This is a genomic window from Halopseudomonas xiamenensis (genome assembly GCF_014219065.1).
Classification (GTDB): domain Bacteria; phylum Pseudomonadota; class Gammaproteobacteria; order Pseudomonadales; family Pseudomonadaceae; genus Halopseudomonas; species Halopseudomonas xiamenensis.
The window spans coordinates 211,441-233,400 of sequence record NZ_JACLGO010000002.1 but is presented as its reverse complement, the minus strand read 5'-3'; the positions used below and the strand labels follow the sequence as shown (position 1 = coordinate 233,400).

17 protein-coding genes are annotated in these 21,960 nt (G+C 64.8%); 5 read left to right on the top strand and 12 right to left on the bottom strand.

Going from position 1 to position 21,960, the window contains the following annotated elements; translation table 11 throughout:
* Positions 1-42 precede the first annotated feature (42 nt).
* The 3 genes from H6X51_RS02400 to H6X51_RS02390 all read right to left on the bottom strand — a co-directional run bounded on the left by H6X51_RS02400 (position 43) and on the right by H6X51_RS02390 (position 5,760).
* Complete coding sequence (locus H6X51_RS02400) at positions 43-2,460, bottom strand: hybrid sensor histidine kinase/response regulator (protein ID WP_185265919.1); 2,418 nt, start codon at positions 2,458-2,460, stop codon at positions 43-45.
* A 65-nt stretch (positions 2,461-2,525) separates the two neighbouring features.
* Positions 2,526-2,909 (bottom strand): response regulator, encoded by a 384-nt coding sequence (locus tag H6X51_RS02395; RefSeq protein ID WP_328795605.1) that lies wholly within the window; start codon positions 2,907-2,909, stop codon positions 2,526-2,528.
* Positions 2,910-3,036: 127 nt separating this feature from the next.
* Positions 3,037-5,760 carry a PAS domain-containing sensor histidine kinase gene (locus tag H6X51_RS02390; protein ID WP_185265917.1) on the bottom strand — a complete coding sequence of 908 codons (2,724 nt, stop codon included), beginning with the start codon at positions 5,758-5,760 and terminating at the stop codon, positions 3,037-3,039.
* A 567-nt stretch (positions 5,761-6,327) separates the two neighbouring features.
* Here H6X51_RS02390 and H6X51_RS02385 point away from each other — a divergent pair.
* Positions 6,328-6,819: a prepilin peptidase gene (locus H6X51_RS02385; protein ID WP_328795604.1), complete on the top strand. Its 492-nt coding sequence runs from the start codon at positions 6,328-6,330 to the stop codon at positions 6,817-6,819.
* A gap of 330 nt (positions 6,820-7,149) precedes the next feature.
* Here the strand turns inward: H6X51_RS02385 and H6X51_RS02380 are convergent, their stop codons facing one another.
* From H6X51_RS02380 to cpaB, 8 genes are read right to left on the bottom strand one after another with little or no spacing between them, the layout of a single operon-like run.
* Entirely contained in the window at positions 7,150-7,431 is a 282-nt protein-coding gene (locus tag H6X51_RS02380) for a DUF3613 domain-containing protein (protein WP_185265916.1), read from the bottom strand.
* An 8-nt stretch (positions 7,432-7,439) separates the two neighbouring features.
* Positions 7,440-8,732 carry a tetratricopeptide repeat protein gene (locus H6X51_RS20215; RefSeq protein WP_268898583.1) on the bottom strand — a complete coding sequence of 431 codons (1,293 nt, stop codon included), beginning with the start codon at positions 8,730-8,732 and terminating at the stop codon, positions 7,440-7,442.
* The gene (locus H6X51_RS02370) at positions 8,729-9,610 is read right to left on the bottom strand and encodes a type II secretion system F family protein (protein ID WP_185265915.1); all 882 of its coding nucleotides are present in this window, start codon (positions 9,608-9,610) and stop codon (positions 8,729-8,731) included. The genes H6X51_RS20215 and H6X51_RS02370 overlap by 4 nt, the downstream gene beginning before the upstream one ends.
* On the bottom strand, positions 9,607-10,482 hold the full coding sequence (locus H6X51_RS02365; protein ID WP_185265914.1) for a type II secretion system F family protein: 876 nt from the start codon (positions 10,480-10,482) through the stop codon (positions 9,607-9,609). The genes H6X51_RS02370 and H6X51_RS02365 overlap by 4 nt, the downstream gene beginning before the upstream one ends.
* On the bottom strand, positions 10,479-11,750 hold the full coding sequence (locus H6X51_RS02360) for a CpaF family protein (protein WP_185265913.1): 1,272 nt from the start codon (positions 11,748-11,750) through the stop codon (positions 10,479-10,481). Before H6X51_RS02360 ends, H6X51_RS02365 begins: the two co-directional genes overlap by 4 nt.
* On the bottom strand, positions 11,747-12,922 hold the full coding sequence (locus H6X51_RS02355; RefSeq protein ID WP_407925934.1) for an AAA family ATPase: 1,176 nt from the start codon (positions 12,920-12,922) through the stop codon (positions 11,747-11,749). Before H6X51_RS02355 ends, H6X51_RS02360 begins: the two co-directional genes overlap by 4 nt.
* Before the next feature lie 11 nt (positions 12,923-12,933).
* Positions 12,934-14,190 (bottom strand): type II and III secretion system protein family protein, encoded by a 1,257-nt coding sequence (locus H6X51_RS02350; protein WP_185265911.1) that lies wholly within the window; start codon positions 14,188-14,190, stop codon positions 12,934-12,936.
* Between the two features lie 20 nt (positions 14,191-14,210).
* Positions 14,211-15,164 carry a Flp pilus assembly protein CpaB gene (gene cpaB, locus H6X51_RS02345; RefSeq protein WP_185265910.1) on the bottom strand — a complete coding sequence of 318 codons (954 nt, stop codon included), beginning with the start codon at positions 15,162-15,164 and terminating at the stop codon, positions 14,211-14,213.
* 259 nt (positions 15,165-15,423) lie between these two features.
* Here cpaB and H6X51_RS02340 point away from each other — a divergent pair, with 259 nt between their 5' ends.
* The 4 genes from H6X51_RS02340 to H6X51_RS02325 all read left to right on the top strand — a co-directional run bounded on the left by H6X51_RS02340 (position 15,424) and on the right by H6X51_RS02325 (position 19,267).
* A complete protein-coding gene (locus tag H6X51_RS02340; protein ID WP_221627175.1) occupies positions 15,424-15,639 on the top strand; it encodes a Flp family type IVb pilin in 216 nt (71 codons plus the stop codon).
* Positions 15,640-15,809: 170 nt separating this feature from the next.
* Positions 15,810-16,652, top strand: coding sequence for an EAL domain-containing protein (locus H6X51_RS02335; protein WP_185265909.1), 843 nt, complete (start codon positions 15,810-15,812; stop codon positions 16,650-16,652).
* Positions 16,653-16,686: 34 nt separating this feature from the next.
* Positions 16,687-18,252 (top strand): methyl-accepting chemotaxis protein, encoded by a 1,566-nt coding sequence (locus H6X51_RS02330; RefSeq protein ID WP_185265908.1) that lies wholly within the window; start codon positions 16,687-16,689, stop codon positions 18,250-18,252.
* A 76-nt stretch (positions 18,253-18,328) separates the two neighbouring features.
* A complete protein-coding gene (locus H6X51_RS02325) occupies positions 18,329-19,267 on the top strand; it encodes a peptidoglycan-binding domain-containing protein (protein WP_185265907.1) in 939 nt (312 codons plus the stop codon).
* A 328-nt stretch (positions 19,268-19,595) separates the two neighbouring features.
* On the opposite strand, the gene H6X51_RS02320 is transcribed toward H6X51_RS02325, so the two are convergent.
* Positions 19,596-21,923, bottom strand: coding sequence for a hypothetical protein (locus H6X51_RS02320; RefSeq protein WP_185265906.1), 2,328 nt, complete (start codon positions 21,921-21,923; stop codon positions 19,596-19,598).
* Between the last annotated feature and the right edge of the window lie 37 nt (positions 21,924-21,960).

Here is a 21,960-nt window from a genome sequence, read left to right as displayed (position 1 = left end):
GCGGCACTCTGCCCTTGTCCCCTGCGAACGAGGTCTTGCGGTTCAGCCCGGCTCGTCACAGGCTTGCGCCAGGGCGGGCGTCTGCTTCAGGGTACTGCCAATCAAGCGCAGCAGTCTATCGGTCTGCGCCAGCTTGAGGACGCAGGCATCGAACTCGAGGTGCCGATACTCCGCAGGCGGACGCGGCGGCGAAGCGGAGTGCAGGATCACCGGCAGCTCGGGACGATGCCGCCTGATCCAGTCCAGCAGCACCCAGCCACTGGACAGCGGCATATACTGATCACAGAGCACCAGGTCAGGCGACTCTCCGGTCAACCAATCCACTGCCTGGCCGGCATCGGCACAGGCATACACCTCATAGTCATAGCCGGACAACAACTCGTAGAGCAGCTCCCGGCTCAAATCGGCATCATCCACCACCAGGATACGCTTGCCAGCGCCGCTCACGCAGGGCAGGTGACTTTCCTCCATGACCGTATCCAGCTCCTGCTCTGCCGCCAGCTCCAGTTGCAGGGTGAAGCCGAACCGGCTACCGCCCCCAGTGGGACGGGCGATGTGCAACTGGCTATCCATCCGTTCGAGCATCTGCCGCACAATGTACAGCCCCAACCCGGTGCCCTCGTGCCGTGTAGCATTGCTGGCGCGCTGGAAGGGCTCGGTCAACCGGGCCAGCTCTTCCGACGGGATACCGATGCCATTGTCCTGCACGCTGAACTCGAGCAGCGCTTGCCCGGCATCACCCTGGGCTCCGCGGCTGACACGGAACTCGATGCTGCCGTTGCGGGTGAACTTGCCGGCATTGCTCAGCAGATTGACCAGTATCTGGCGCAGCCGTCGGAAGTCGGCATTGACCAGCAGCGGCAGGTCGTCCGCCAGCAGGCAACTGAAGTGATTATGGTTACGCTGGGCGAGAAAGTGGCCGATGTCCTCGATTTCCCGCAGGAAGCCGAACAGATAACCCGGCGCTATCAGCAGTTCCATGTGTTGCAGCTCGCTGCGGGAGAACTCCAGCAGCTCATCGATCAGTTCCAGCTGCAGCCGGGCATGCTGTTCGATATGGTCGGCATGCTGCTGCACCTGGCCAGTGCCGCGCAACTGCCGGGCACTGTCGAGGATACCCTGCATGGGAGAACGCAGGTCATGGCTGATGCGTGCCAGCAGATGATTCTGCGCCGACAGGGCATCACGCAGCTGGCTGGTACGCACTGCCACGGTGTGCTCGAGCCGCTCCCGTTCGGTCTGTTTCAACTGGTCGATATCCAGCAACGCGCGCTTCTCCCGCTGGCGGCCCAATTGCACCTGGCTGACCAGGGTGTACAGCAGCAAGACCGAGTTCGGCAGCACCGACATCGAATACCAGCTGTATTCATAGGTCGACATCTGCCACAGCCGCAGCACGGAGCCGCCCTGTATCAGTATCTGCAGCGCCACCAGGGAGGGAAACAGGTAGCAGAACCAGTTATAGCGCAGCCGCTGGCGGTGCCCGTACCAGGTCATGACCAGCATGAGCACCGCGGACACCCCGCTGACCGCCCAGCTCAGTGTGTTGTCCAGCAACACGCCGCCGAGCACTATCTGGCCCAGCCCGTACAACACCAGCAATGCCTGCCAGCTGCTGACCAGATGACCACACCAGCGCGGAAAGCGGCGCACCTGCAGCAACAGCCGCAGATAGCCGATCACCGCCACCCCCATGGCAGCCCGCACCAGGATGATCAGGTTGCTATCCAGCCCCGGCGCATCCGGCCACAGATAAACGAAGCCGTAGCCGGTGCGCAGCGCGACGAACAGCACATACAGCAGCACCGCCATGGCGTGGGCAAACAGCAGCGGCCAGCGATAGAGGGTGCCGACCACCAGGCACAGCAGCACCAGCAGCCCGACAATGCCAAACGCCACGCCGTCGGCGGTACTCTCGGCCATGCGGATGCGCGCCAGCCCCTCATGCGACAGTAGCATCGGCTGCATGGCCACCGGTGGAGAGTTGCCCATGCGCAGGATGAAGCTGCGAGACTGTCCGGCAGGCAACTGCAGCTCGAAGGCCGGCAGGCGCACCGGCGAGTCCCAGCGGTGCAATGGCCAGTCGGCACCGGCCAGCCGCTGCTGCCACTGCCCGTCCTGCTGCTGGAACAGGCGCATATCGCGCGCCCGGGGCGCACCGGGGAACAGCCACATGCGGCAATCGGCAGTGCCGCTGTTGAGCACCTCGACGCGCAGCCATAACGCTGCGCTGTCCAGGCCGGGCCGCAGACGGGACTGCTCCATCGAGCGCAGCTCTGCCGAGGCAGCAGCGAGGAAATCCTCCAGCGTATAGTCGCCACGGGCATCCTCGTGCACCTGCAGCCATGGCTGCAGGATGGTGCGCTCGGCCCGGCAGGATTCCAGTTGCAGCGTCTGGGCCTGAGCCAGCGCGGGCAACCACAGCAAGGTGAGCCACAACAGGGCAAGGGGTGGCGACATAGGGGTACTCGATCACGGTACAGACACCGGCGGGACGCCGCTATCGCCGTGATGATAACCGCAAATCAGCCCATCTGGTGGCTCGGAAAGAGTTTCTGCAGCAGGCTGACCAGGTGCTCGTAATGGATCGGCTTGGGCAGAAAGTCCACAGCGCCATTGCGGAACAGCGTGATCACATCATCCATGTCAGCGTGACCCGAGGTGATGATCACCGGTACGCTGTACTTCCCGTCGTTACGCTCGGCCAATATCTGCAACAACCGCAGACCGCTCTGGTCCGGCATACGCAGGTCGGAAATGATGAGCTGGATATCCGCATGCTGGTCCAGCTGGGCCAGCGCCTCGCGGGCGTTGCCTGCGCACAGACAGGCAAAGCCAAGCTGCACCAGCAACTCCTCCAGCTCGATAAGGATATCCTCATCGTCATCAATCAATAGAATCTTTTCCACCGGAGGCTCACTCTTCATCGAATGATTGACCCGAGCATCACTGGCCTGTGCGGTACCTACCGCACAGACGACGCTCCCCAAAAAATGCCACAGCATTACCCGTCTACATGACAGGCAACAGCATGCTTTATCTTTCAATCTCCTCCAGCTGAAGCTCGGGCTGGTCCGCATCCCGCGCCCGTAACGCAATGGAAAAGCGCGCGCCCTGCCCGGTATTCTTCACCGCCAGCTCGCCACGCATCTGGTGGATGATGCCATAACTGACCGATAGGCCCAGTCCTGTGCCCTCGCCCACCGGCTTGGTAGTAACAAAAGGTTCGAATATACGATCCAACAAGTCCGGAGTGATCCCCCCACCATTGTCTTCAACTTCGATAATGACCATCCCTCCCCGCTCCCTGGCACAGGCCTTGATCCAGGGTCGATGTTCTGGCTCCCGATTACGCCGCTCATCCACCGCATATTGCGCATTCAGCAATAAATTGATCAGAACCTGCTCCAACCGATCATGATGCCCTTTGATGGCAGGTACCGACTCCAGTTCCACCTCCATGCTTATGCGCTTCTGCAGCATGCCCTCTCTAACAAGCGCCACGGCCTCCTCCACTGACTTGGCAGGGTCGAACAGAACCCCCCGGCTTTCCGAACGCCTGCCGAAGATGCGCACATGGTCGACTATTCTCGACGCTCGATTAACCTGATTCTCCACCCTCTTCAACTTTTCCCTGAGGTACTCTATGGTCATTTCATCATTGTCCAATCGCTTGCCAAGATTGGTCAGCGCCATGCGCATCACCGTCAGGGGCTGGTTCATCTCATGCGCCAGACCAGTAGCCATTTCCCCGAGGGTGGCCATCTTCGCGCTCTGGTACAACAGCTCCCGCGCATCGTGGACTTCGGTATCGTCGCGCCCCACGGCCTGTACTTCAATCAGCCTCCCCGCCTCATCGAACACTCCGCGCTCAGCCCATACCCACCATGCACGTCGGTTGCCCGGCAACTGCGGGCAAAATTCCACATTGCTCACCGGAGCTTCCGGAGTCATGCGTGCCAAGCGCCGCAGCTCCGCCTGGCGATCTTCCGACTGCAGAAATTGGCCCAGATTGATCCCCTCCAGCGGCGCCTCTCCCAATCCCAGAGCCTCGATCATCGGGCGGTTGGCGAAGGTCAGGGTCAGGTCGGGCAGGTAGCGGCAGATGATGGCGGGCGAATCCTCGACCAGAATCCGGTAACGCTCCTCGCTCTTGCGTACCTTTTCCGAGGCCTGGGTGGCCTCGGTCACATCCATCAGCAGGCCTACCACTTCAACCGGAGAGCCCTGGGCATCACGCAGCAGCTTGGCTTCGTCCAGCAGCCAGTGCCAGGTGTTCTGCCGGTCCCTGACGCGGTAGCGGCTGCTGGCATAGCCGGTCTGCAACAGGGCCCGTGTGCGGTCGTAGTACAGATCCCGGTCCTCCGGGTGGATAAAGCTGGCGAAGCTGTTGTCCTGCAGGTCCTTCAACGTCCAGCCTAGCAGGCGATACAGGCTGGCGCTGCAGAACTCGAAGGTCAGCACACCGGCTTCGTAGCGCTGCACGAAGATCACCGCCGGCGCATTGTCCAGCAGCCCCTCCAACCGCGCCCTGGCAGTCGCGGTCTCGGCCTGCAATTGGCGCAGGTCGTTTATGTTGATCGCATAGCCGATCACCTTGCGCTCACGCTTGCCCAGCGCCTCGGCGCGCAAGCGGAACCACTGTTCCTCCCCATTGTTGCCCCGCAGGCAGACCACCTGATTGAAAGCCAGGCCCCGCTCGGCCGTCTCTTCCAGGCGCCATTTGAGCTGCTCACGATCGAGCGGGGTGAGTCTCGCCAGAATATCTTCCAGCCTCAGAGTGCCATCAGCGTCCAGCTGCAGACCCAGCATGCTGGCGAGGCTGGGAGCCATGCTCAGACGTTGGGTCGCGGGATGATACTCCCACCAACCGCTGTCCAGAATCTGCTGCAATACCGCATGGCGCTGCAGGCTCTGCTTCAACCGCAGATCGCGTACGCCCGCACTCAACGGCGCGGCAAACAGCATCAACATACTGACCCAGTCCGTATCGCTGAAAAACGGCACCTGCCGCTGAGTGTCCACCCCGGCGACCACCAGCCAGACCTGAATGCCATCGTGCTCCCGATAGGGCACCAGCCAGGCCCGCTCGGCACTTGTGCGGCACAACCATATCTGGGGTTTTACCTGTTCCGCTCCGCGCAATAACCGCTGCAGGTCCACATCATCCCAGGGAAACGGTTCATTGCCCGGCAGGCCGCACTGGGCATACAGAGACCAGTCCCGCTCGCCGGGCAGCAACAGTCCCAGCCAGGGTGCCTGCAAACGCAGCGCCAGGCCCTCCAACCACTCCACGGTCAAGTTATGCATATTTCCCGGTGGAGCTTCGCGCATACGCATGGCCTGGCTTACCGAGAAATCCAGCACCTGGCGCCGACGTTCCTCATACTGCAGCCGCATGACCAGCGCAGTGTTGTCCAGCAGGCACAGCAACCAGCCCTCGGCGTTGGGCAGCAGGCCACCCTGGAAATACAACGACTCGCCGCTGCGGGCGCGCAGCACCAAGGATGACAACTGCGCCGGCCAGTACTCCGGCGAGCCACTTATTTCAGCCACTGGCTGGGCCAGACAATTGGCCAGCGGAACCGGCCCTATCAGCAGCCCATCGGGCAGCAGCCGGCGCAGTTCCGGGCTGGCATCCACTACCCGGCCCTGCGCATCCAATTGGAACCAGCACCCACCGGAGCCCTGCAGCAACTGCGGGGCAACAGCCTCGCCGGACGATTCACTCTTTCTGCCCCGATGCCAGAACCAGTTCATGCTCAATACTCCTGTACCTGCTGCCATCAGAAGCTGGCAAAAGGCAACGAAGCCGCGGCACAGATCGAGCCAGAAGGCTCATCCATACTGGAAAATTGCTCGGAGAATCATTGCCTTGCAGCAGCATCACCACGCCGCCCACGATAGGCGAGCGGTGCTGAGACAGTGATCATTTACGAATACGGGATCTGCGGAAGCCACCGTGACTCATGAACGAGCCAGTGTCGCCGGTCAACCAATACCGGGTTGCGCGATAGACTGCCTGCCAGCGACCGACATGAAAGCCGACAATCTTGCCATATACCCAGCGCCACCCGCGTTTTGGACTGCTCATCATCAACGCTGCCGTGTTCATCCGATAAATTGCGAGAAGCATCACCGAAACAAGACAGCCACCGGAACACCCGTCCCAGCAGCCTCCCAGAGCATTCTAATGTGCGAAAACCGGCGGAACATTATGCAATTGGAACTAACCAGATCGATTTAAGACGATGTGATAACTATCCTGCTGCGCCCAATCACCTACCATGGTGATTTCCCCTCTCAACCACCAATGGATGGCCCCGCGTGGAAACCCCGACATCCTGCCTGACATCGGCCGGTTTGCTCGCCTGGACGCTGCTCTGCGCCATTCAGGACAGCCGACAGAAACGCATCAGCAACTGGCTGACCCTCACGGCAGCGGCCCTGGCCGGTGGATTCCTGCTCTGGCAGGGCCACAGCCTGACCGGTAGTGTACCGGCAGCGGTACTGGCTGGTCTGGCGCTGGCCCTGGCGCTGAGCCTGCCGGGCTATATTGGCGGCAAGATGGGTGCTGGCGACGTCAAGCTGCTGGCCGCCCTGGCGCTGGCCAGCAGTCCGCTGCACGTGCTCGGCAGCATCGCCGGCGCCGCCCTCGGCATGCTGGCCTGGACGCTCGGTGGTCCAGCTCTCTGGCAGCGGCTCCCGGGCAGCGCTCGGCGCCAGCTGGCATTGCTGGAGCCAGGTCAGGATAGCGGGTTGCCGTATGCGCCGTTCTTCTTTGGCGGGTTCTTGATGAGCATGGTTGTGCTTGCGTAATAACCAACGTCCCCCCTCTCCCCAGCCCTCTCCCGCGAGGGGAGAGGGGGCCGATCGAGCTAATGGAGATGACTCCATTTCTCCTGATTCTGCGCAGAGTTCAGGGCGCTCAAGCGAGCGAAGCAGTGCTTCGCTTTTCCCGCTTTCAGCTCACGAGGAGGATGAAGGGACCGGTAGTGCATGCTGAGGCTACTTTCCTTACCTGATCTGTCAGAGAAAAAGAGCCGCAAGCAACTCGGTAGTACAGAAAGACAGAACAACGTCAGCGGGCACACACAAGCCCCCTCTCCCCTCGCGGGAGAGGGCTGGGGAGAGGGGGAGCCACCATCATCACCGCTCGAAACTACCACCATCATCCTCACCGAAATACTCCGGTATCGGGTGGCTGTAGCTGTCGAGCAAGCGCTGCATGCTCAGCTCGCGCTCGGCCGGGGTGGCCGTCTGCACACGCTGGCGGTCTGCAGCGTTGCCTTCGCGCTGCAGTTGCAGCCACATCTCGGTCTGCCCCTCGGGCCGCTCAGCCACCAGCGGGGCTGCGGCATCGCCGGCAGCCAGGGTGCAGGAAGCAAGCGCCAGGGCCAGGCCAGCCAGTATCCGGGTACACATAGTCATCTCATCCTTCATTCGGGGTGGCATTCCATGACCGACAGCCGGGAAGCATTCGCCTCCGATGATCGGCACACGATGGGGCGGGCGCCAGTGGAGGGCGTCTGCTGCACGCCGCGAACCGGGTTCGCCGCGCCAGCGGCTACGCCAGCTTGCTCCGTGGCCCAGGCCTGTGCGGCAACCGCCAGCGGCATTGGTGTCACCGGCCGTGCCGGTGCTGCGGTCTGCGCGGCGGCGGGCCATTGCACTGCTGCGCTGACCGGAACCGCGGTGCGGGCAGGGGCTGGTGCCTGGGTTGCGGCGCTGACGACGGGCGCTGCATCGGCAGCAGGGGCTGGCCATTGAGCGGCAGCGGCGAGCGGTATACGGCTCGGCTCCTGGAGTGGCACTGCGGCCTTGGCCAGATGCTCAGCACCAGCAACCCTTTGCGCAGCAGCGCTGTCCGGGGCTGCAACATTAGCGCGAGCAAGCCCCTGCGCTGACCCGCTGACCGGAGCCGGCGCCGCGGCGGGTGCCGTGGTGGCTGAGCGCACGCCCGGGTCCGCCGCTGCCGGCGCAGTCACCTGCGCGATGCCCGCCGGCTGCGCTGTAGCCAACGGCTGCCCGGCCAGCGCCGGCGCCTGGGCATTGGCGTCATTGTTGCGCATGGTCCGCGCGCGCTGTTCGGCGCGCTTGAAGTCATCGCTGCTCAGGCCCCGGGCGTTGACCAGTTCCCGCGCGCCCTGCCAGTTGCCCTCGTATACCAGCAGGGTCAGCAGGTTCTGTGCGGCGCGTCTGGAGTTCTCGTTCAGCTCCATGGCAGTGAGCAGCTCGAAGCGCGCTTCGGCCAGCTGCCGCTGGTTCATGTACACCACCCCCAGGTCGTTGCGGATCGACTCGTTGGCCGGCGACAGGCTGGCGGCGGCGCGCAGGTGTTGCTGCGCGCTCGGGTAATTGCGCCGGGTCGCATCGATCTGCCCCAGCCCGTGATGCGCATCGGCTACCAGGCAACTGCCCAGCAGGCTGCCATACAGGGCTTCCGCCTCGCTGCCGTGGCCCAGCAGGCGCAGCAGCCGGGCCTTGCTCAGACGCACCTGCGGCACCTCATCGGGCAGCCGTTCGAGGTTGGCCAGGGCCGCATGGTGACGCCCGGCACTGGCCATTTCCTGGGACAGCCCCAGCACCAGTTCCTGGTCGGCGGTCAGCGGTTCGCAGCGCTTGGGCGGGTTCAGATCGCGCTGCACCAGCCAGGGCGACTGCTCGCCAGTGGTGCCGGCGCACCCGGTCAACGCCCCGGCCAGCAGCAACACCGTGGTGACTTTCCTCATCCCATATCCCCCAACGCCTGAATAATTGCCACGAACCCCGGACCGGCCAGTACGATCAGCAGCGCCGGGAACAGAAACAGCATCATCACCACGGACATCTTCGCCGACATCTTCGATACCCGCTCCTGCAGGCCGGTCATGCGCCGGTCATCGAGCAGCTCCTTCAATGCCAGCAGCGAAGCCATGGCCCCGCCGCCCTGGTAGATCAACTGCACCAGAATGGTGAAACAGTCGGTCAGATCATCGACCTGCAGCAGCAGCGCCAGATCGCGCAACTCCTGGCCCAGCTCCAGCCCGGCATCCACCCGCGCCAGTACCTGGCGCAGCTCCCTGCTCAGCTCCGGCAAGATCTCCTGCCCCTCGTTGCTGAGTACGCGCAGGGCCTGCTCCACGGTCATGCCGACGTCGAACAGCATGCGCAGCATGGGGATCATCAGCGAGATTTCCTGGGCCAGGCGCTCCTGGCGCTGGCGCACCTGCGCTGCCAGCACCCGCTTGGGAATCAGCCAGCCCAGCGCAAAGGCGATGAAGGGTGCCAGCCAGGGCATGCCCGGCGGCTCGTCCCGGCCCATCTGCAACAGCAACGCCAGCAGGGTCAGCGCCACCGGCAGACCAATCTGGATGCAGAAGAACAGCGTGCGCCGCTGGCTGCTGCGCCAGCCCAGCTGGTTCAGCAGGGTCAGGGTCTCCGGGTCGGACTTGCCCAGCCGCGCCGCGCCAGTACGCTCGCCCAACTGCTGCAACGCCGAACCATGCCGGCTGCCATCACCGAGGCGCGCCATCATCCGCCGCGCCGCCAACTGCTCGCGCAATACGCTGTACAACAGCAAGCCACCGGCCAACAGCAACAACAGGGCACAGAGCAGCAACAGGTTCATCGGGTAATGCTCCTCATCATTCGCCACAGCAGCCAGCTACCGATCAGCTGCAGGGCAAAGGCCACCAGCAGTACCATGCGTCCACCGGACTGTTCCCACATGCCCAACAGCATCTGCGGGTTGCTGAGGAACAGGTAACCGCCCATCGCCAGCGGCATGCAGCCCAGTACGATGGCGCTGATGCGGGTTTCCCCGGTCAGCGCGCGCAGTTGCCGGGCCGCCCGCTCGCGGTCACGGATCATGCCGATCAGATTGGTCAGCAGCTCGCTGGCATTGCCGCCATAGCGCTGGTTGACCGCCACGCCCATGGCCAGGATATGGAACTCCGTACGCTCGTACAGCTCGGCGAAGTCGGCCATCGCCTCGGCCAGCGGCATGCCCCGCTGCACCGCGTTGCGGGTGCGCTCCATGGCGCCGTGCAGCGGCTCCTGGCAGTTCTGCATGCTCAACAACATGCCATCGCCCAGGGTGCGACCGGACTTCAGGCTGCGCACCACATGGTCGAGAAACTGCGGCATCTGCTCGATCATGCGCTGCAGGCGCCGGCTGTACTGCCACAGCATGTACAAACGCAGCAACACCGGCGGCACCAGCAGCACCAGCAGCACCGCCACCCAACCGCCCAGCGGCAACGCCAACAGCGCCAGCAGCAGCCACAGCAGCACAATCAGCAGCGCCAGCCAGGCCGGCAGGCTCAGCCCCGAGCGCAGCAGTTCGCGCTGCAGCGGGCTCATGCGTACCCGCTCCGGCAGGTTCCGCTCACTGGCCAGGCGCTCCACCACCTGCTCGGACTGCGCATCGCGCATACCCCGGCGCAACAGCAGCAGGCCGCCGAACAGCAGCGCCAGGCACAGCAGCAGAGCGAGATTCATCGCCCGCCCAGCCCCGGCATGCCCGACTGCCCCACGGTACCCCGCAGCTTGTCGCCGGCCGGGTTCAGTGCCTCGCGCACAAAACCGCCATGAATACCCGGCTCCAGGCGGAACAGGGTATTGGTCACGTACTGGTCGTCGCGCAACCCGACCACCTCCAGCACCTCGGCCACGCAACGCCGCCCATCGCTGGTACGGGTCAGCTGGATGACCACGTCGATCGCCGAGCAGATGGTCTGGCGCAGGGTGCGGTCATGCACCTGGATGCCGGACAGCCCAACCAGGGTCTCCAGCCGCAGCAGCGCATCCTGGGCGGTGTTGGCGTGTACCGTACTCATCGAGCCATCGTGCCCGGTATTCATTGCGGTCAGCACGTCGAGCACCTCGATCCCGCGGATCTCGCCCAGCACGATACGATCCGGGCGCATGCGCAGGGCGTTGCGGACCAGATCCCGGGCGGTCACCTCGCCGTGGCCATCGGCATTCGGCGGGCGGGTTTCCAGGCGTACCACATGGTCGTGCTTGAGTTGCAGCTCGGCGGTGTCCTCGATGGTGACGATCCGCTCACGCGGGTCGATCATCTGGCTGAGCATGTTCAGCATGGTGGTCTTGCCGGTGCCGGTGCCGCCACTGACCAGCACGTTGCAGCCACGGCTGACCATCAGCCGGAAGAAGTCCAGGATCGCCTGGTCCAGCGAGCGCGAGGCCACCAGGTCAGCGCTCTTGAGCATGTCGCGGCTGAACTTGCGCACCGACAGGCAGGGCCCGTCCAGCGCCACCGGCGGGATCACCGCATTGATCCGGCTACCGTCGGGCATGCGCGCATCGACCATCGGCGAGGACTCATCCAGGCGCCGGCCCAGCGGCGCCAGGATGCGCTGGATCACCCGCAGCAGGTGCTGGTCATCCATGAAGCGCAGATCGCTGTGATGCAGCACACCATTGCGCTCGATAAAGATCCGCTGCGGCCCGTTGACCAGGATCTCGCTCACCGAACGATCACGCAGCAGCACTTCCAGCGGGCCGAAGCCGACCAGTTCGTCGACCAGTTCCTCGGTCAGCCGGTCGGCCTCGTAGCGCGACACCGCGAACTGCGCCTGGCGGGTGTATTCGCCGACCTTGCCGGCAACAAAGCGCGCCAGCGTCTGCCGTGGCCCCTCCAGCAGATTGTCGGTCTCGTCTTCCAGCTGGTCGATGATGTAGCGGTGCAACTGCGCCTTGAGTTCCGCCACCCCCGGCCCCAGGCCGGCCTGCAACGAGCGGTTCATTTGCCGATCCCGGCCAGGCGCCGCAGCAGGCTGCCCGGTGTGCGCCCCCCGGCGGTAGCCGGGGTCAGCTGTTCCACCAGCTCGACCAGCGCCTTGCTCAACGCATCACGCGGGGCCAGATGGAACAGCGGCGTGCGCTGGTTACGCGCGCGCAGGCGCAGCTCGGCACTGGCCGGCAGCGCGGCCAGCAGCGGCATCTCGAAGGTCCGGCCGAGAGCCTTGGGCGCAGGCGCCACGTTGTCGTAGTAACGGTCCACCAGCAGCCGCGCATGTTCCAGCTTGACGCCATCCACCCGCCACTTGTTGAGCAGCTCCAGATTGCGCCGACAGCAGCTCACGCTCGGGTCCACGTACCAGCACAGCTGATCGGCCTGGCCGACGAAATTGCGCAGTATCTCGCTGTCCGTATGGCCGGCCAGGTTGACCAGCACCCGGTCGAAGTTCTGCCGCAGGGTCGCGGTCAGCAGAAACAGCTCGGAGGCGCTGTACATATTCAGCGGCGGCTCGTTATTCCCCGCTGGCAGCACCCGCAGGCCGCTGTCGTGCTCAATGAAGGCACTGTCAATCAGGGTGCGGTCGATGCGCCGCAGGTTGCGTACCGCATCGGAGAACACGAAGCTCGGCTCCAGCCGCAGCACGTCCAGGCTCTCGCCATTGGGCACGCCCAGGTCCACCAGCAGGGTACGCTGGCCGCTGCGCTGCATCTGCAGCGCCATATGTGCCGCCACCAGCGCCGCATCGGCATCCGGCTGGTTGCCGAACAGCAGCACCAGGTTACCCTGCTGCTTGCGCGCCGGCAGCGGCGGCAACCGCTCGGTAATACGCCGCACCAGCCCGCTGACCTCACTGGTGCGCAGCCCGTAGGTGACGAAGTCGCGCGCCCCGGCGCGCATCGCAGCGATCACCAGGTCATTGTCGAAACCATCGCCGACCACCATCACCGCCAGCAGCGGCCGGGCCTCGAGCAGGCTTTCGATCAGCGCGCACTGCGCCGACAGGTTGTCGCGGTCCATGCCGACGAACACCAAGGTGGCGCCGGTGGCATCGATCAGGCCGAACAGCTCGTCCAGGCTCGGGCTGGCGCGCAGCACCTGGCCCATGGGCGCCAGCGAACTCTGCAGCCAGCTGATATCGGTATCCTGAGTGGTGCAGGCCAGAAACGTTTGCATCATCACCTCACTGTTCACCAGGAAAGCCCGCTGGTCCGGTCGAAATCACCGTTCTCGAACAACAGCATCTCGAATACCGAAGGGTCGTAGTTGCGCAGTTGCTCGCCGGGTAGCTCCGGCAGGCCCGCGTCCGCCGCCAGCGGATTGACCAGGCGTGGCGTGACTATCATCAACAGCTCACGCTCCTCGCGTTGCATGCTCGAATTGCGGAAGAACGCGCCCAGCACCGGGATGTCGCCCAGCCCCGGCAGCTTGTCCACCGCCGAGCGATTGCTGGTATTGATCAGGCCGCTGATGACGAAGCTCTCGCCATCGGCCAGGGAGATACTGGTATCGGTGCGCCGCACATTCAGCGCCGGCACCTGGGTGCCGGCAATCTGGATGCCGGCGCTGAAGTCCAGCTCGCTGACCTCCGGCGCCACCTTGAGGTGGATACGGTTGCGATCGATCACCGTCGGCGTCAGGTTCAGGCGGATGCCGTACTCCTTGTACTCGATCGACAGCGAGTCGCTGCCGCTGCTGGGGATCGGTACCGGGAACTCGCCCCCGGCCAGGAAGCTGGCGCTCTGGCCACTGAGCGCCACCAGGCTGGGGCGCGACAGGGTGTAGGCGAAGCCGCTGTTCTCCAGCGCGCTCAGCGCACCGAGAAACTTGCTGCTGCCGCCACCCCAGAGGATGTTGAAGCCATCGGCCGACAGCGGCACCTGCGCCCCCGGCGTTACCCCACTGACGCCACCGACCGGCACATCGGTGACCAGGCTGCTGCCCGGCGAGCCGAACAGGAAGTTGTTCGAGGCGGTACCGAACAGACGGATACCCACCTCCTTGAGCTTGGTGCGGTTGACCTCGACAAAGCGGATATCGGTCTGCACCTGGCTCGGCAACGCCGGGTCGGTACTGTCCGGCAACAGCGGCCGGGCCAGCGCCGCGGTGGCCGCGCCCTCGACGAACAGCATGCTCTGCTGCGGGGTGCTGGCGCAGCGGGTCCACAGGCTGACGGTGGTTACCCCCGGGCCCTGGCCCAGCAGCAGCACGCTGTCACGGTTGAGCAGGCGCGCCTCAGCCACCTCCGGGTTGCCCACGGCGATACGGGTGATCGGCACCGGCAACTGCAGCTGCCGGTGCTCGCCCTGGCGCACCTCAAAGGTGCCCGGCAATTGCCCCAGCGCCGCGCAGCCGGTGGCCGTCTGCGCCAGCGCCGGGGTGCCGGCCAGGCCGGCGGTCAGCGCGCCCAGGGCCAGCAGCGTACGTTTGGTATGGTTGATCAGCATGGTCTGCATCCTTGACTCGCTCAGGGGTATTGGCGGGAAACGCTGCTACCGTGGTAGACCGGGACACCGGCGGGGCGCGCCGGCACCAACCCCGGCTGCGGACGCTGCACCTGGCGCAGCGCCAGCTTCTCGAACTGGAACAGCTGGCGGTTCAGCTCCTCGACCTTGTCCTCCAGCGCCTTGCCGGCCTGGTATTCGGCCAGCAGCTTCTCGTCGATGCTGCGCACCGCCAGCCGCAGCTTGCCGACCTCGCTGGCCAGCATGAAACGGGTCAGCAGGCTCTCGGGCAACGCCAGCACCACGGTGCGCGCCTGCTCTACCCGGCGGTTGGCGCGCTTGTCCTGCTCGTCCTCGGCCACCGGCGCCATCAGCGGCTCGCCAGTGCGGTCGGCTCCCAGCGCGCTGCCCACGGTCAGTACCCGCAGCGCCGGGATCACCACCTGCGCGGTGCGGTCGCTGTTGCGCTCGTCGTCGCGCAGAAACAGCAGCACATCCACATAGTCGCCGGGCTGGATATGCCCGCCACCACCGGTCACCTCGTCCACCTGGATCGCCAGCGCACGCTCGGCCGGGCGGATCATCCGCGCCAGCGGCCCGCCGGTCTCGAAGCTCGACTCGTTAAGCACCGTGCCCGCCGGCAGCTCGCGCCAGACCACCCGGCCGAGCAGCGGCTCGCCATCGGCAAAGCTGCCCGGCGGCGCCACGCGCAGTTCCTCGACCAGCAGGTCCTCGGCACTGATCGCCGCCATGGCCGGCACCGCCCGCGCCAACACCACCACCGGCACCCGCTCCGGCTCGTCCTCCTGGTTGACCAGCGGCAGGCTGGGCAGCTCGATGGCCGGCGCGGCCAGCGCTGGCTCCGGCGCGACCTGGACCACCTCCGGCTGGCGGCTCAATGACAGTCCCCAATAACCGGCAACGACGGCCCCCACCAACAACAGGCCCGCCAGGACCATGGTTACACGACTGTTCATTGCGGCACGCTCCTTGGTAGCCGTAGTACGGAATCGGGCGAACGACTCACCCAGCCCGGCGAACACCCAGGCGCATGTGATCCGGGATTCTAGCCAGCCGGCAACACACTCTCCCATTGCCAGATAGTGATAGTCCCAATTGCATAATTACTTTCAGCAGGGGCGATGGTTATGCTCGCTATATAACTAGCCAGAGTCCGCCCTGTTACAACTTGCCGCGGATACTTACTTGCATTGGGAACCGGGAAGGAAACACATCATGAATACCAAGCTGATCATGTTGATGGAAACAGTGCGCGCTTTTATCAAGCGTGAGGATGGGGCTTCGGCGATTGAGTATGCTTTGATTGCGGGGTTGATTGCGGTGGCGATTATTGGCGCAGCTACTTTTTTAGGTGAGAGCGTTTCAGATCTCTTTACAGCAATAGGGAGTCGACTTACAGGCGAAGCGTCAGGAACTACCGCCACAGAATAGGGGGAAGGGAAAAAGGGGTCAGGTACATTTAAACAACCGGCCCCTGCCTTCTGCCCTCTCCTGCCGCTGCTGACCGGTTCTCGGCAGCAGCGGCTGCACCGCCGCGATGGCGCGTTGTCACGCAATGCTGCAGTGAAGCAACCCGGACACACAACGCGGAGACCGTTCATTTGGCAACATCCCATCCTCCTGCCGCTCCAGATGATCACACCCGCGAGCCCGGCCCGCCTGATGCCGCGCAACTGCACGACGCCCTGCACCAGGGCCAGCTGCGCCTGTACTACCAGAGCATCGTCGATGCCGACTGCCGGCTGGTTGCCCGCGAGGCGCTGCTGCGCTGGCAACATCCGCAGCACGGCCTGCTCACCCCGGAGCAGTTTCTGCCGCTGGCCGAGGCCGCCGGGTTGCTGGCGTCCATCGGTGACTGGGTACTGGATAACGTCTGCCATACCCTGGCCCAGTGGCAACGCCAGCAGCCGGCGACCGACTGGCTGGTCGGGGTCAATATCAGCGCCGCCCAGCTTACCGCCCCCGGCTTCTGCGACAGCCTGCTCGGCTGCCTGCAGCGCAGCGGCGCCGACCCGACCGGCCTGTGCCTGGAACTGATCGAGTCCACCCCGCTGGAGCAGCCCGACAACAACCTGTTGCAACAGCTCAACCAGCTGCGGGCATTGGGCCTGAGCCTGGCGCTGGATGACTTCGGCACCGGCTACTCGGCCCTGAGCCATCTGCAGTGGCTGCCGGTGGACTACCTGAAGATCGACAGCTCCTTTGTTCGCAATCTGCCCTACACTCACAGGGACAGAGCCATTGTCGAGGGCCTGCTGGAGCTGGCCCGGCGCCTGGAGATACAGGTGGTGGCCGAGGGTGTGGAAACCCTGGAACAGTTCGATTACCTCAGTTCCATCGGCTGCTTTGCCTTCCAGGGTTACCTGTTCGACCGGCCCGCCGAGTCCAACCCGCTGATGTACAGCCAAGCCCGGCTCACAGCCGCGCCCTGCAGACCCAACTGAAACCCGAAACAACCTGACCACCCGAGGTGTTGCGTTGAAGAACAACCAGCCGGTTACCCAGCACGAAGTCAGCTTCCCGGCCAGCCAGCGGCTGATCTCCGCGACCAATGCCAAGGGCGTGATCGCCTACTGCAATGACGAGTTCGTGGCGGTCAGCGGCTTCGCCCGCGAGGACCTGATCGGCAGCCCGCACAACATCGTCCGCCATCCGGACATGCCCGAGGCGGTATTCGCCCATATGTGGTCCTACCTGAAAAGCGGCCGTAGCTGGATGGGCGTGGTCAAGAACCGCTGCCGCAACGGCGACTACTACTGGGTCAACGCCTACGTCACGCCTATCCTGGAGAACGGCCGCATCACCGGCTACGAGTCGGTGCGGGTCAAGCCCGAGCCGGAACAGGTGCGCCGCGCCGCCGTGTTGTACCAGAAAATGCGCGACGGCCAGCGCCAGGTGCCGGCGATGCAACGCCTGGTCAGCCTGGCGGGCGACCTGGCGCCGCCGCTGGTGGCCACCGCGATTGCCGCCGGCGCCCTGTCTGTCGGTAACTACTGGCTCAGCCTGGGCAGCAGCGCAGTGCTGCTGTTCGCCCTGCAGGCGCTGGCGCGCCGGCATGAACGGCGCACCCTGGACAGCCTGCGCAATACCGCCGGCGACAGCTTCGACAGCGAACTGATCGCCCTGACCTACAGTGACGCCCCGGCCCCGGTGGCGCGCCTGCAGCTGGCCATGATCAGCGAGCAGGCGCGCATCCGCACCGCGCTCAGCCGTCTCAACGACTTCGCCACCCGCACCTCGGAGCTGGCCTCCACCAGCGGCCAGCTGGCCGACCAGTCCGCCCAGGCCCTGCGCAAACAGCGCGACGAGGCCGACATGGCCGCCACCGCGATGAACCAGATGGCCGTGTCGATCAGCGAGGTGACCCGGCACATCCATGACACCGCCAGCGCCGCGCAGCAGGTCAACGGCCTGAGCCAGACCGGCTCGCTGCAGGCGCAGAACACCCGCCAGGTGATCGAGCGGCTGGCCGATACCGTACGCGGTATCAGCCACTCGGTGGACAGCCTGGCCGCCGAGTCCCAGTCGATCCAGACCGCCGCCGACATGATCCGCGCCATCGCCGAGCAGACCAACCTGCTGGCGCTGAACGCCGCCATCGAGGCTGCCCGCGCCGGCGACCAGGGCCGCGGCTTTGCCGTGGTCGCCGACGAGGTGCGCTCGCTGGCAGCCAAAACCCAGGAATCCACCGAGCATATCCAGCGCATCATCGGCTCCCTGCAGCAGGTCGCCGCCCAGGCGGTGGAAGTCGCGCACCTGGGCAGCCAGGAAGCCCAGACCGGCGTACAGCAGGTGGTCGAGACCCAGCAGGCGCTGGACGGCATCACCCAGGCCATCGCCCAGATCCACCAGATGGGCCAGCAGATGGCGGTCGCCTCCAACCAGCAGGCCCACGTCGCCGAGGATATCTCCCGGCAGATCACCAACATCGCCAGCGTCTCCGACCAGAACGCCGAACTGGCACAGCGCTCGGCACAGACCGGCAAGGATATGGAAACCACCGCCCAGGCGCTGCACGCCCTGGTCGAACGCTTCAACCGCTAGGGTCTGTCGCCTTGTGGTTTACCGGTTGAGCCAATAACATTGGCCGCTTGGATTAATGGGACTCAGGATAGTTAACATGCGCTCTTTTCTTTGGCTGCCCCCGTTGTTTGTCGCCGTGTCTTTCAGCCTGGCGACACAGGCTGCCGCCCAACAGCCGGATCAGACCGCCATTACTGCGGGTCAGTGCTGGGTCAACGCACCCATCAAGCCGCGCCCGCTACACGAAGAAGTGGAAGTCGTGTTGCAGGAGCCCAGCGTCAGATATGCCGTGACCCCCGCCCAGCTCCGCGAAGGTGTGCAGCAGGTGGTGACCCGCGAGGGTGTGAAAACCTACCGCGTGGAACCCGCCACCTTCAAGCAGGTGACCGAACAGGTGCTGGTCAAACCCGAGGTCCAGCGCTCGGTGGTAGTACCGGCGGTGTACGAGGAGCGCGAAGCGGTGCTGACCGTGGAGCAGGCCAAGACGGTACTCGAACCCTGCCAGGCCGCAGGTACCCGTTACGGCAACACCGGCGCCATGGCGTTCTGCGCCAAGGCCGTCCCCGCCCGGGAGGAGACCGTCAAGGTCAAGGTGCTGGTAGAGCCCGAGACCACCAGGACGGTGACCGAGCCGGCGGTGTACGAGAACGTGACCCGCTGGGTTGTGGACCAGCCCGCGCGGGTGGTCGAAGTCGTTACCGAGCCCCAGATTGCCACCGTCGCCCATGTGGAGACAGTGCGCCCCGAGCAGGTGCAGCAACGCACCGAGCCGGCCGTGACCCGCACCATGAACATCACCAAGTACCAGGGCGAACCGCAGATCGTGCTCAGACGCGCAGTGTGCGACTCGGACCTGCACCCCACCCTGATCGGCCGCCTGCAGGCCGCGCTCAGCTCCAGGGGCTACAGCCTCGGTAACATCGACAGCAAACTGGGCCAACGCACCGTCGCCGCGCTGGCGGATTATCAGGCTGATAATGGGCTGGCCATTGGGGCGGTGACCTATGAGAGTCTTGAGTTGCTTGGGGTGCGTTGAGGCGGGGTGAGGCTGTTTCCCCCTCTCCCCAGCCCCGCTCCGCGCCCCGGCCCTTCGCAGAGCTCAGGGCGTTCAGGCGGGCGAAGCAGTGCTTCGCTAATTCCGCCTTCACCCCGCAAGGGGAGAGGGAGCAGAAAGGAGCTGCCCGGAACAACGTAGTTGTCCTGCAACGACGCTGGCATCAAGCACACTCAAAACAACCAGAGCGCACCGACTAACTCCCTCTCCCCTCGCGGGAGAGGGCTGGGGAGAGGGGGCAGCGGGCTAGCGGCGGACACAAGTCACCACACCATCATCCCCGGCGTACAACTGTCTGCCGACCAGCCCCCTACCAAACCCTCAACGCATCAACCAGCAACTCCCGCGACGGCCTCTTGCCCAACCCCATCAGCAGATGAACCCTGGCCTGCGTGCCGCCCGTGGGGTTGATTGCGCGGTGCATTACATCCACGCGCACCAGCCAGGCGGAACCGTCCGCCGGCAGATGCACGCTTTCGATCCGGCCATCGGGCAGGCGCCATTGGAACAGTGCGTCCGGGTTGGTCACCAGGGGAATGTGCAGGCGCCAGGCTTCCTGCTTGGCGTCGGTGTGGAAAGGCATTTCCTCGCCTTCGCTTTCCAGCTGCATGAAACGCGCCCGGTAGGGGGCGATAGGCAGCGCTCCGAGCTGGTCCATCACCTCGGCCAGATAGCCGGTGCAGATCTGACTGGGCGTCACGCCGCGCCGGTTGCCCTTGTCGTCCGCCACCTTGCCCTTCTGGGTGGGGATGCGGCGGACGCCATCGTCCACCGAACCGTCGCGGCTGGTGACCGCCCAGCCCAGGTAATCCACACGGTTGTCGCGGTAGGGAATGGGCTCCACCGTTGTCACCACTGACTCGAAGTGTTCGCGCAGACGCGCCACATCCACCCGGAAATTCGCCAGCCTGGCGCAGAGTACCTCGGGCTCGCCAGCTTGGCGGGAGGGGTCGATGGCATTGGTCATATTGGTCATCGCATCGGCTCCGGATTGCAGATGATGGAAGTAGGCGGCATACCCCGACAGATAGTGCTCGACATCATCGATCCGCACCCGAAACGCCTGGTGGCGGATGAAGAAACTGCCGAGAATCCGTGCCGGGTTGCGGAAGTACATGGCGTATTCCGGCCAGAAGTGGCCGTTCATCAGGTGCGCGGCACGAAAATGCAGGGCACGGTCGAACTTGTCCAGGTCGATCTCGCCCAGCAGGTGGCGGTGCTCCGGGCTCTGGGCGATGCGGTCGAGCATGCGCCGCGCGGCCATCATCAGTTCCAGCAGGGTCGGGAAGGTGGTGATGCGCTTGAGTACGAAGTCGAGGTGGTCGGCGACGTTGCGGATGCCGAAGCGGAAATAGCGCTCCTCGGGGCGGTAGCGGGTCAGTTCGTTGACGCAGTAGCCCAACCAGTGGTCGTGGGCCTTCCAGTGCTCACGCTCGATGAAGCTGTCGAAGGCCTTTTCCACCATGCTCAGCCAGCGCTCATCGCTGGTCAGGCGGTACAGGCGCATCAGGCCGAAGGCCGCTTCGCCGTCGTAGTAGATGATGCGGAACGCGGCTTTCACGTCGAGCGCGGGGTAGTTGAGCACATGCACGAACTGCCCGCTGTCCGGGTCCTGCATGTGGCGGATGCCGAGCGCCAGTTCCTCCAGTAGCGCCAGGTGGCGGTCGCTGTCGAACAGTTCGCTGTATTTGACCAGTGCCAGCAGGCACACGGCATTGCCACCCAGCTTGATCTCGTTGCCCACATCCAGCAGAAAGGCCGCGCGTTCGCCGCCGGGCAGGGTCATGCGCTTGATCAGCTCGCTGCACAGGTAGTCGAGGCCGCGCTCGATGGCCTGTGCCAGTTCCGGTTCGCGGGTGACTTCCCAGGCTTCGAGCATGGAATACAGGGTGCTGGCGTGGCGCAGGGTGTTGTAGGCGTTGATCGGGCGGTCGAAGCAGGGGTGCCAGCCGTAGTGGAAGCGGCCATCCTGCCTGACCTGGGAGGCCAGGTAATGGCTGCCCCGCTCGATCAGGCCGCGCACCGTGTCGGCATCGCAGTCCAGCACCCGGCGGCCGGCATCACGGCCAATGCCGTGCAGTGCCACTGGCGCGCTGTCGAGGTCGCAGAACAGCCCCTCGGTACTCAGCAGGTACACAGGCGCATCATCGGCAAAGTCCGGCACCGGGCCGGGGAAACGCTGGCCCGTGTAGAGTCTGAAGTTGCTTTCGTTGAGCACGGCGTGGCTGACCTGGATGCCGCCGTAGAGCATGGCGTTGCCGTTCAGTTCGCCTTCGACAAAGGCGCGCTGGAACTGCGCGTCCAGCGCCAGGCCGTAACGGAAGTAGTTGCGCTTGAACAGCTTCAGGCTGCCGCGCAGGGTCTGCCAGGTCAGCGGCTGCACCGCTGTCACCCAGTCCGCCCGCAACCAGCGCACCGACAGTTTGCGGCGCGCGGCGAGCTGCTGGCAGGCGGCGCTGAGCTGGTCCCACAGCTCGTCGAAATCCGCGCCGCTGGCATGCACCACAAAGGCGCGGCGCTGTCCGTCGCAGAGCGACAGGAACAGCGTATGGCGCGGCCAGGGTGATGGCAGCGCGGCGATGCGCTCCTGCAGCGCCGGGCGCAGCTTTTCCAGCAGTTGCGACAGGGCTTTGCTCATGTTCTGGTCAAACCTCCTTGTGGACGATTCCATGGTC

Bases quoted from the DNA above. Each gene is read 5' to 3' on its own strand.
- H6X51_RS02400 (WP_185265919.1), bottom strand. From the start codon at position 2,460: ATGTCGCCACCCCTTGCCCTGTTGTGGCTCACCTTGCTGTGGTTGCCC.
- H6X51_RS02390 (WP_185265917.1), bottom strand. From the start codon at position 5,760: ATGAACTGGTTCTGGCATCGGGGCAGAAAGAGTGAATCGTCCGGCGAG.
- H6X51_RS02380 (WP_185265916.1), bottom strand. From the start codon at position 7,431: ATGACTATGTGTACCCGGATACTGGCTGGCCTGGCCCTGGCGCTTGCT.
- H6X51_RS20215 (WP_268898583.1), bottom strand. From the start codon at position 8,732: ATGAGGAAAGTCACCACGGTGTTGCTGCTGGCCGGGGCGTTGACCGGG.
- H6X51_RS02370 (WP_185265915.1), bottom strand. From the start codon at position 9,610: ATGAACCTGTTGCTGCTCTGTGCCCTGTTGTTGCTGTTGGCCGGTGGC.
- H6X51_RS02365 (WP_185265914.1), bottom strand. From the start codon at position 10,482: ATGAATCTCGCTCTGCTGCTGTGCCTGGCGCTGCTGTTCGGCGGCCTG.
- H6X51_RS02360 (WP_185265913.1), bottom strand. From the start codon at position 11,750: ATGAACCGCTCGTTGCAGGCCGGCCTGGGGCCGGGGGTGGCGGAACTC.
- H6X51_RS02355 (WP_407925934.1), bottom strand. From the start codon at position 12,922: ATGATGCAAACGTTTCTGGCCTGCACCACTCAGGATACCGATATCAGC.
- H6X51_RS02350 (WP_185265911.1), bottom strand. From the start codon at position 14,190: ATGCTGATCAACCATACCAAACGTACGCTGCTGGCCCTGGGCGCGCTG.
- cpaB (WP_185265910.1), bottom strand. From the start codon at position 15,164: ATGAACAGTCGTGTAACCATGGTCCTGGCGGGCCTGTTGTTGGTGGGG.
- H6X51_RS02340 (WP_221627175.1), top strand. From the start codon at position 15,424: ATGAATACCAAGCTGATCATGTTGATGGAAACAGTGCGCGCTTTTATC.
- H6X51_RS02325 (WP_185265907.1), top strand. From the start codon at position 18,329: ATGCGCTCTTTTCTTTGGCTGCCCCCGTTGTTTGTCGCCGTGTCTTTC.
- H6X51_RS02320 (WP_185265906.1), bottom strand. From the start codon at position 21,923: ATGAGCAAAGCCCTGTCGCAACTGCTGGAAAAGCTGCGCCCGGCGCTG.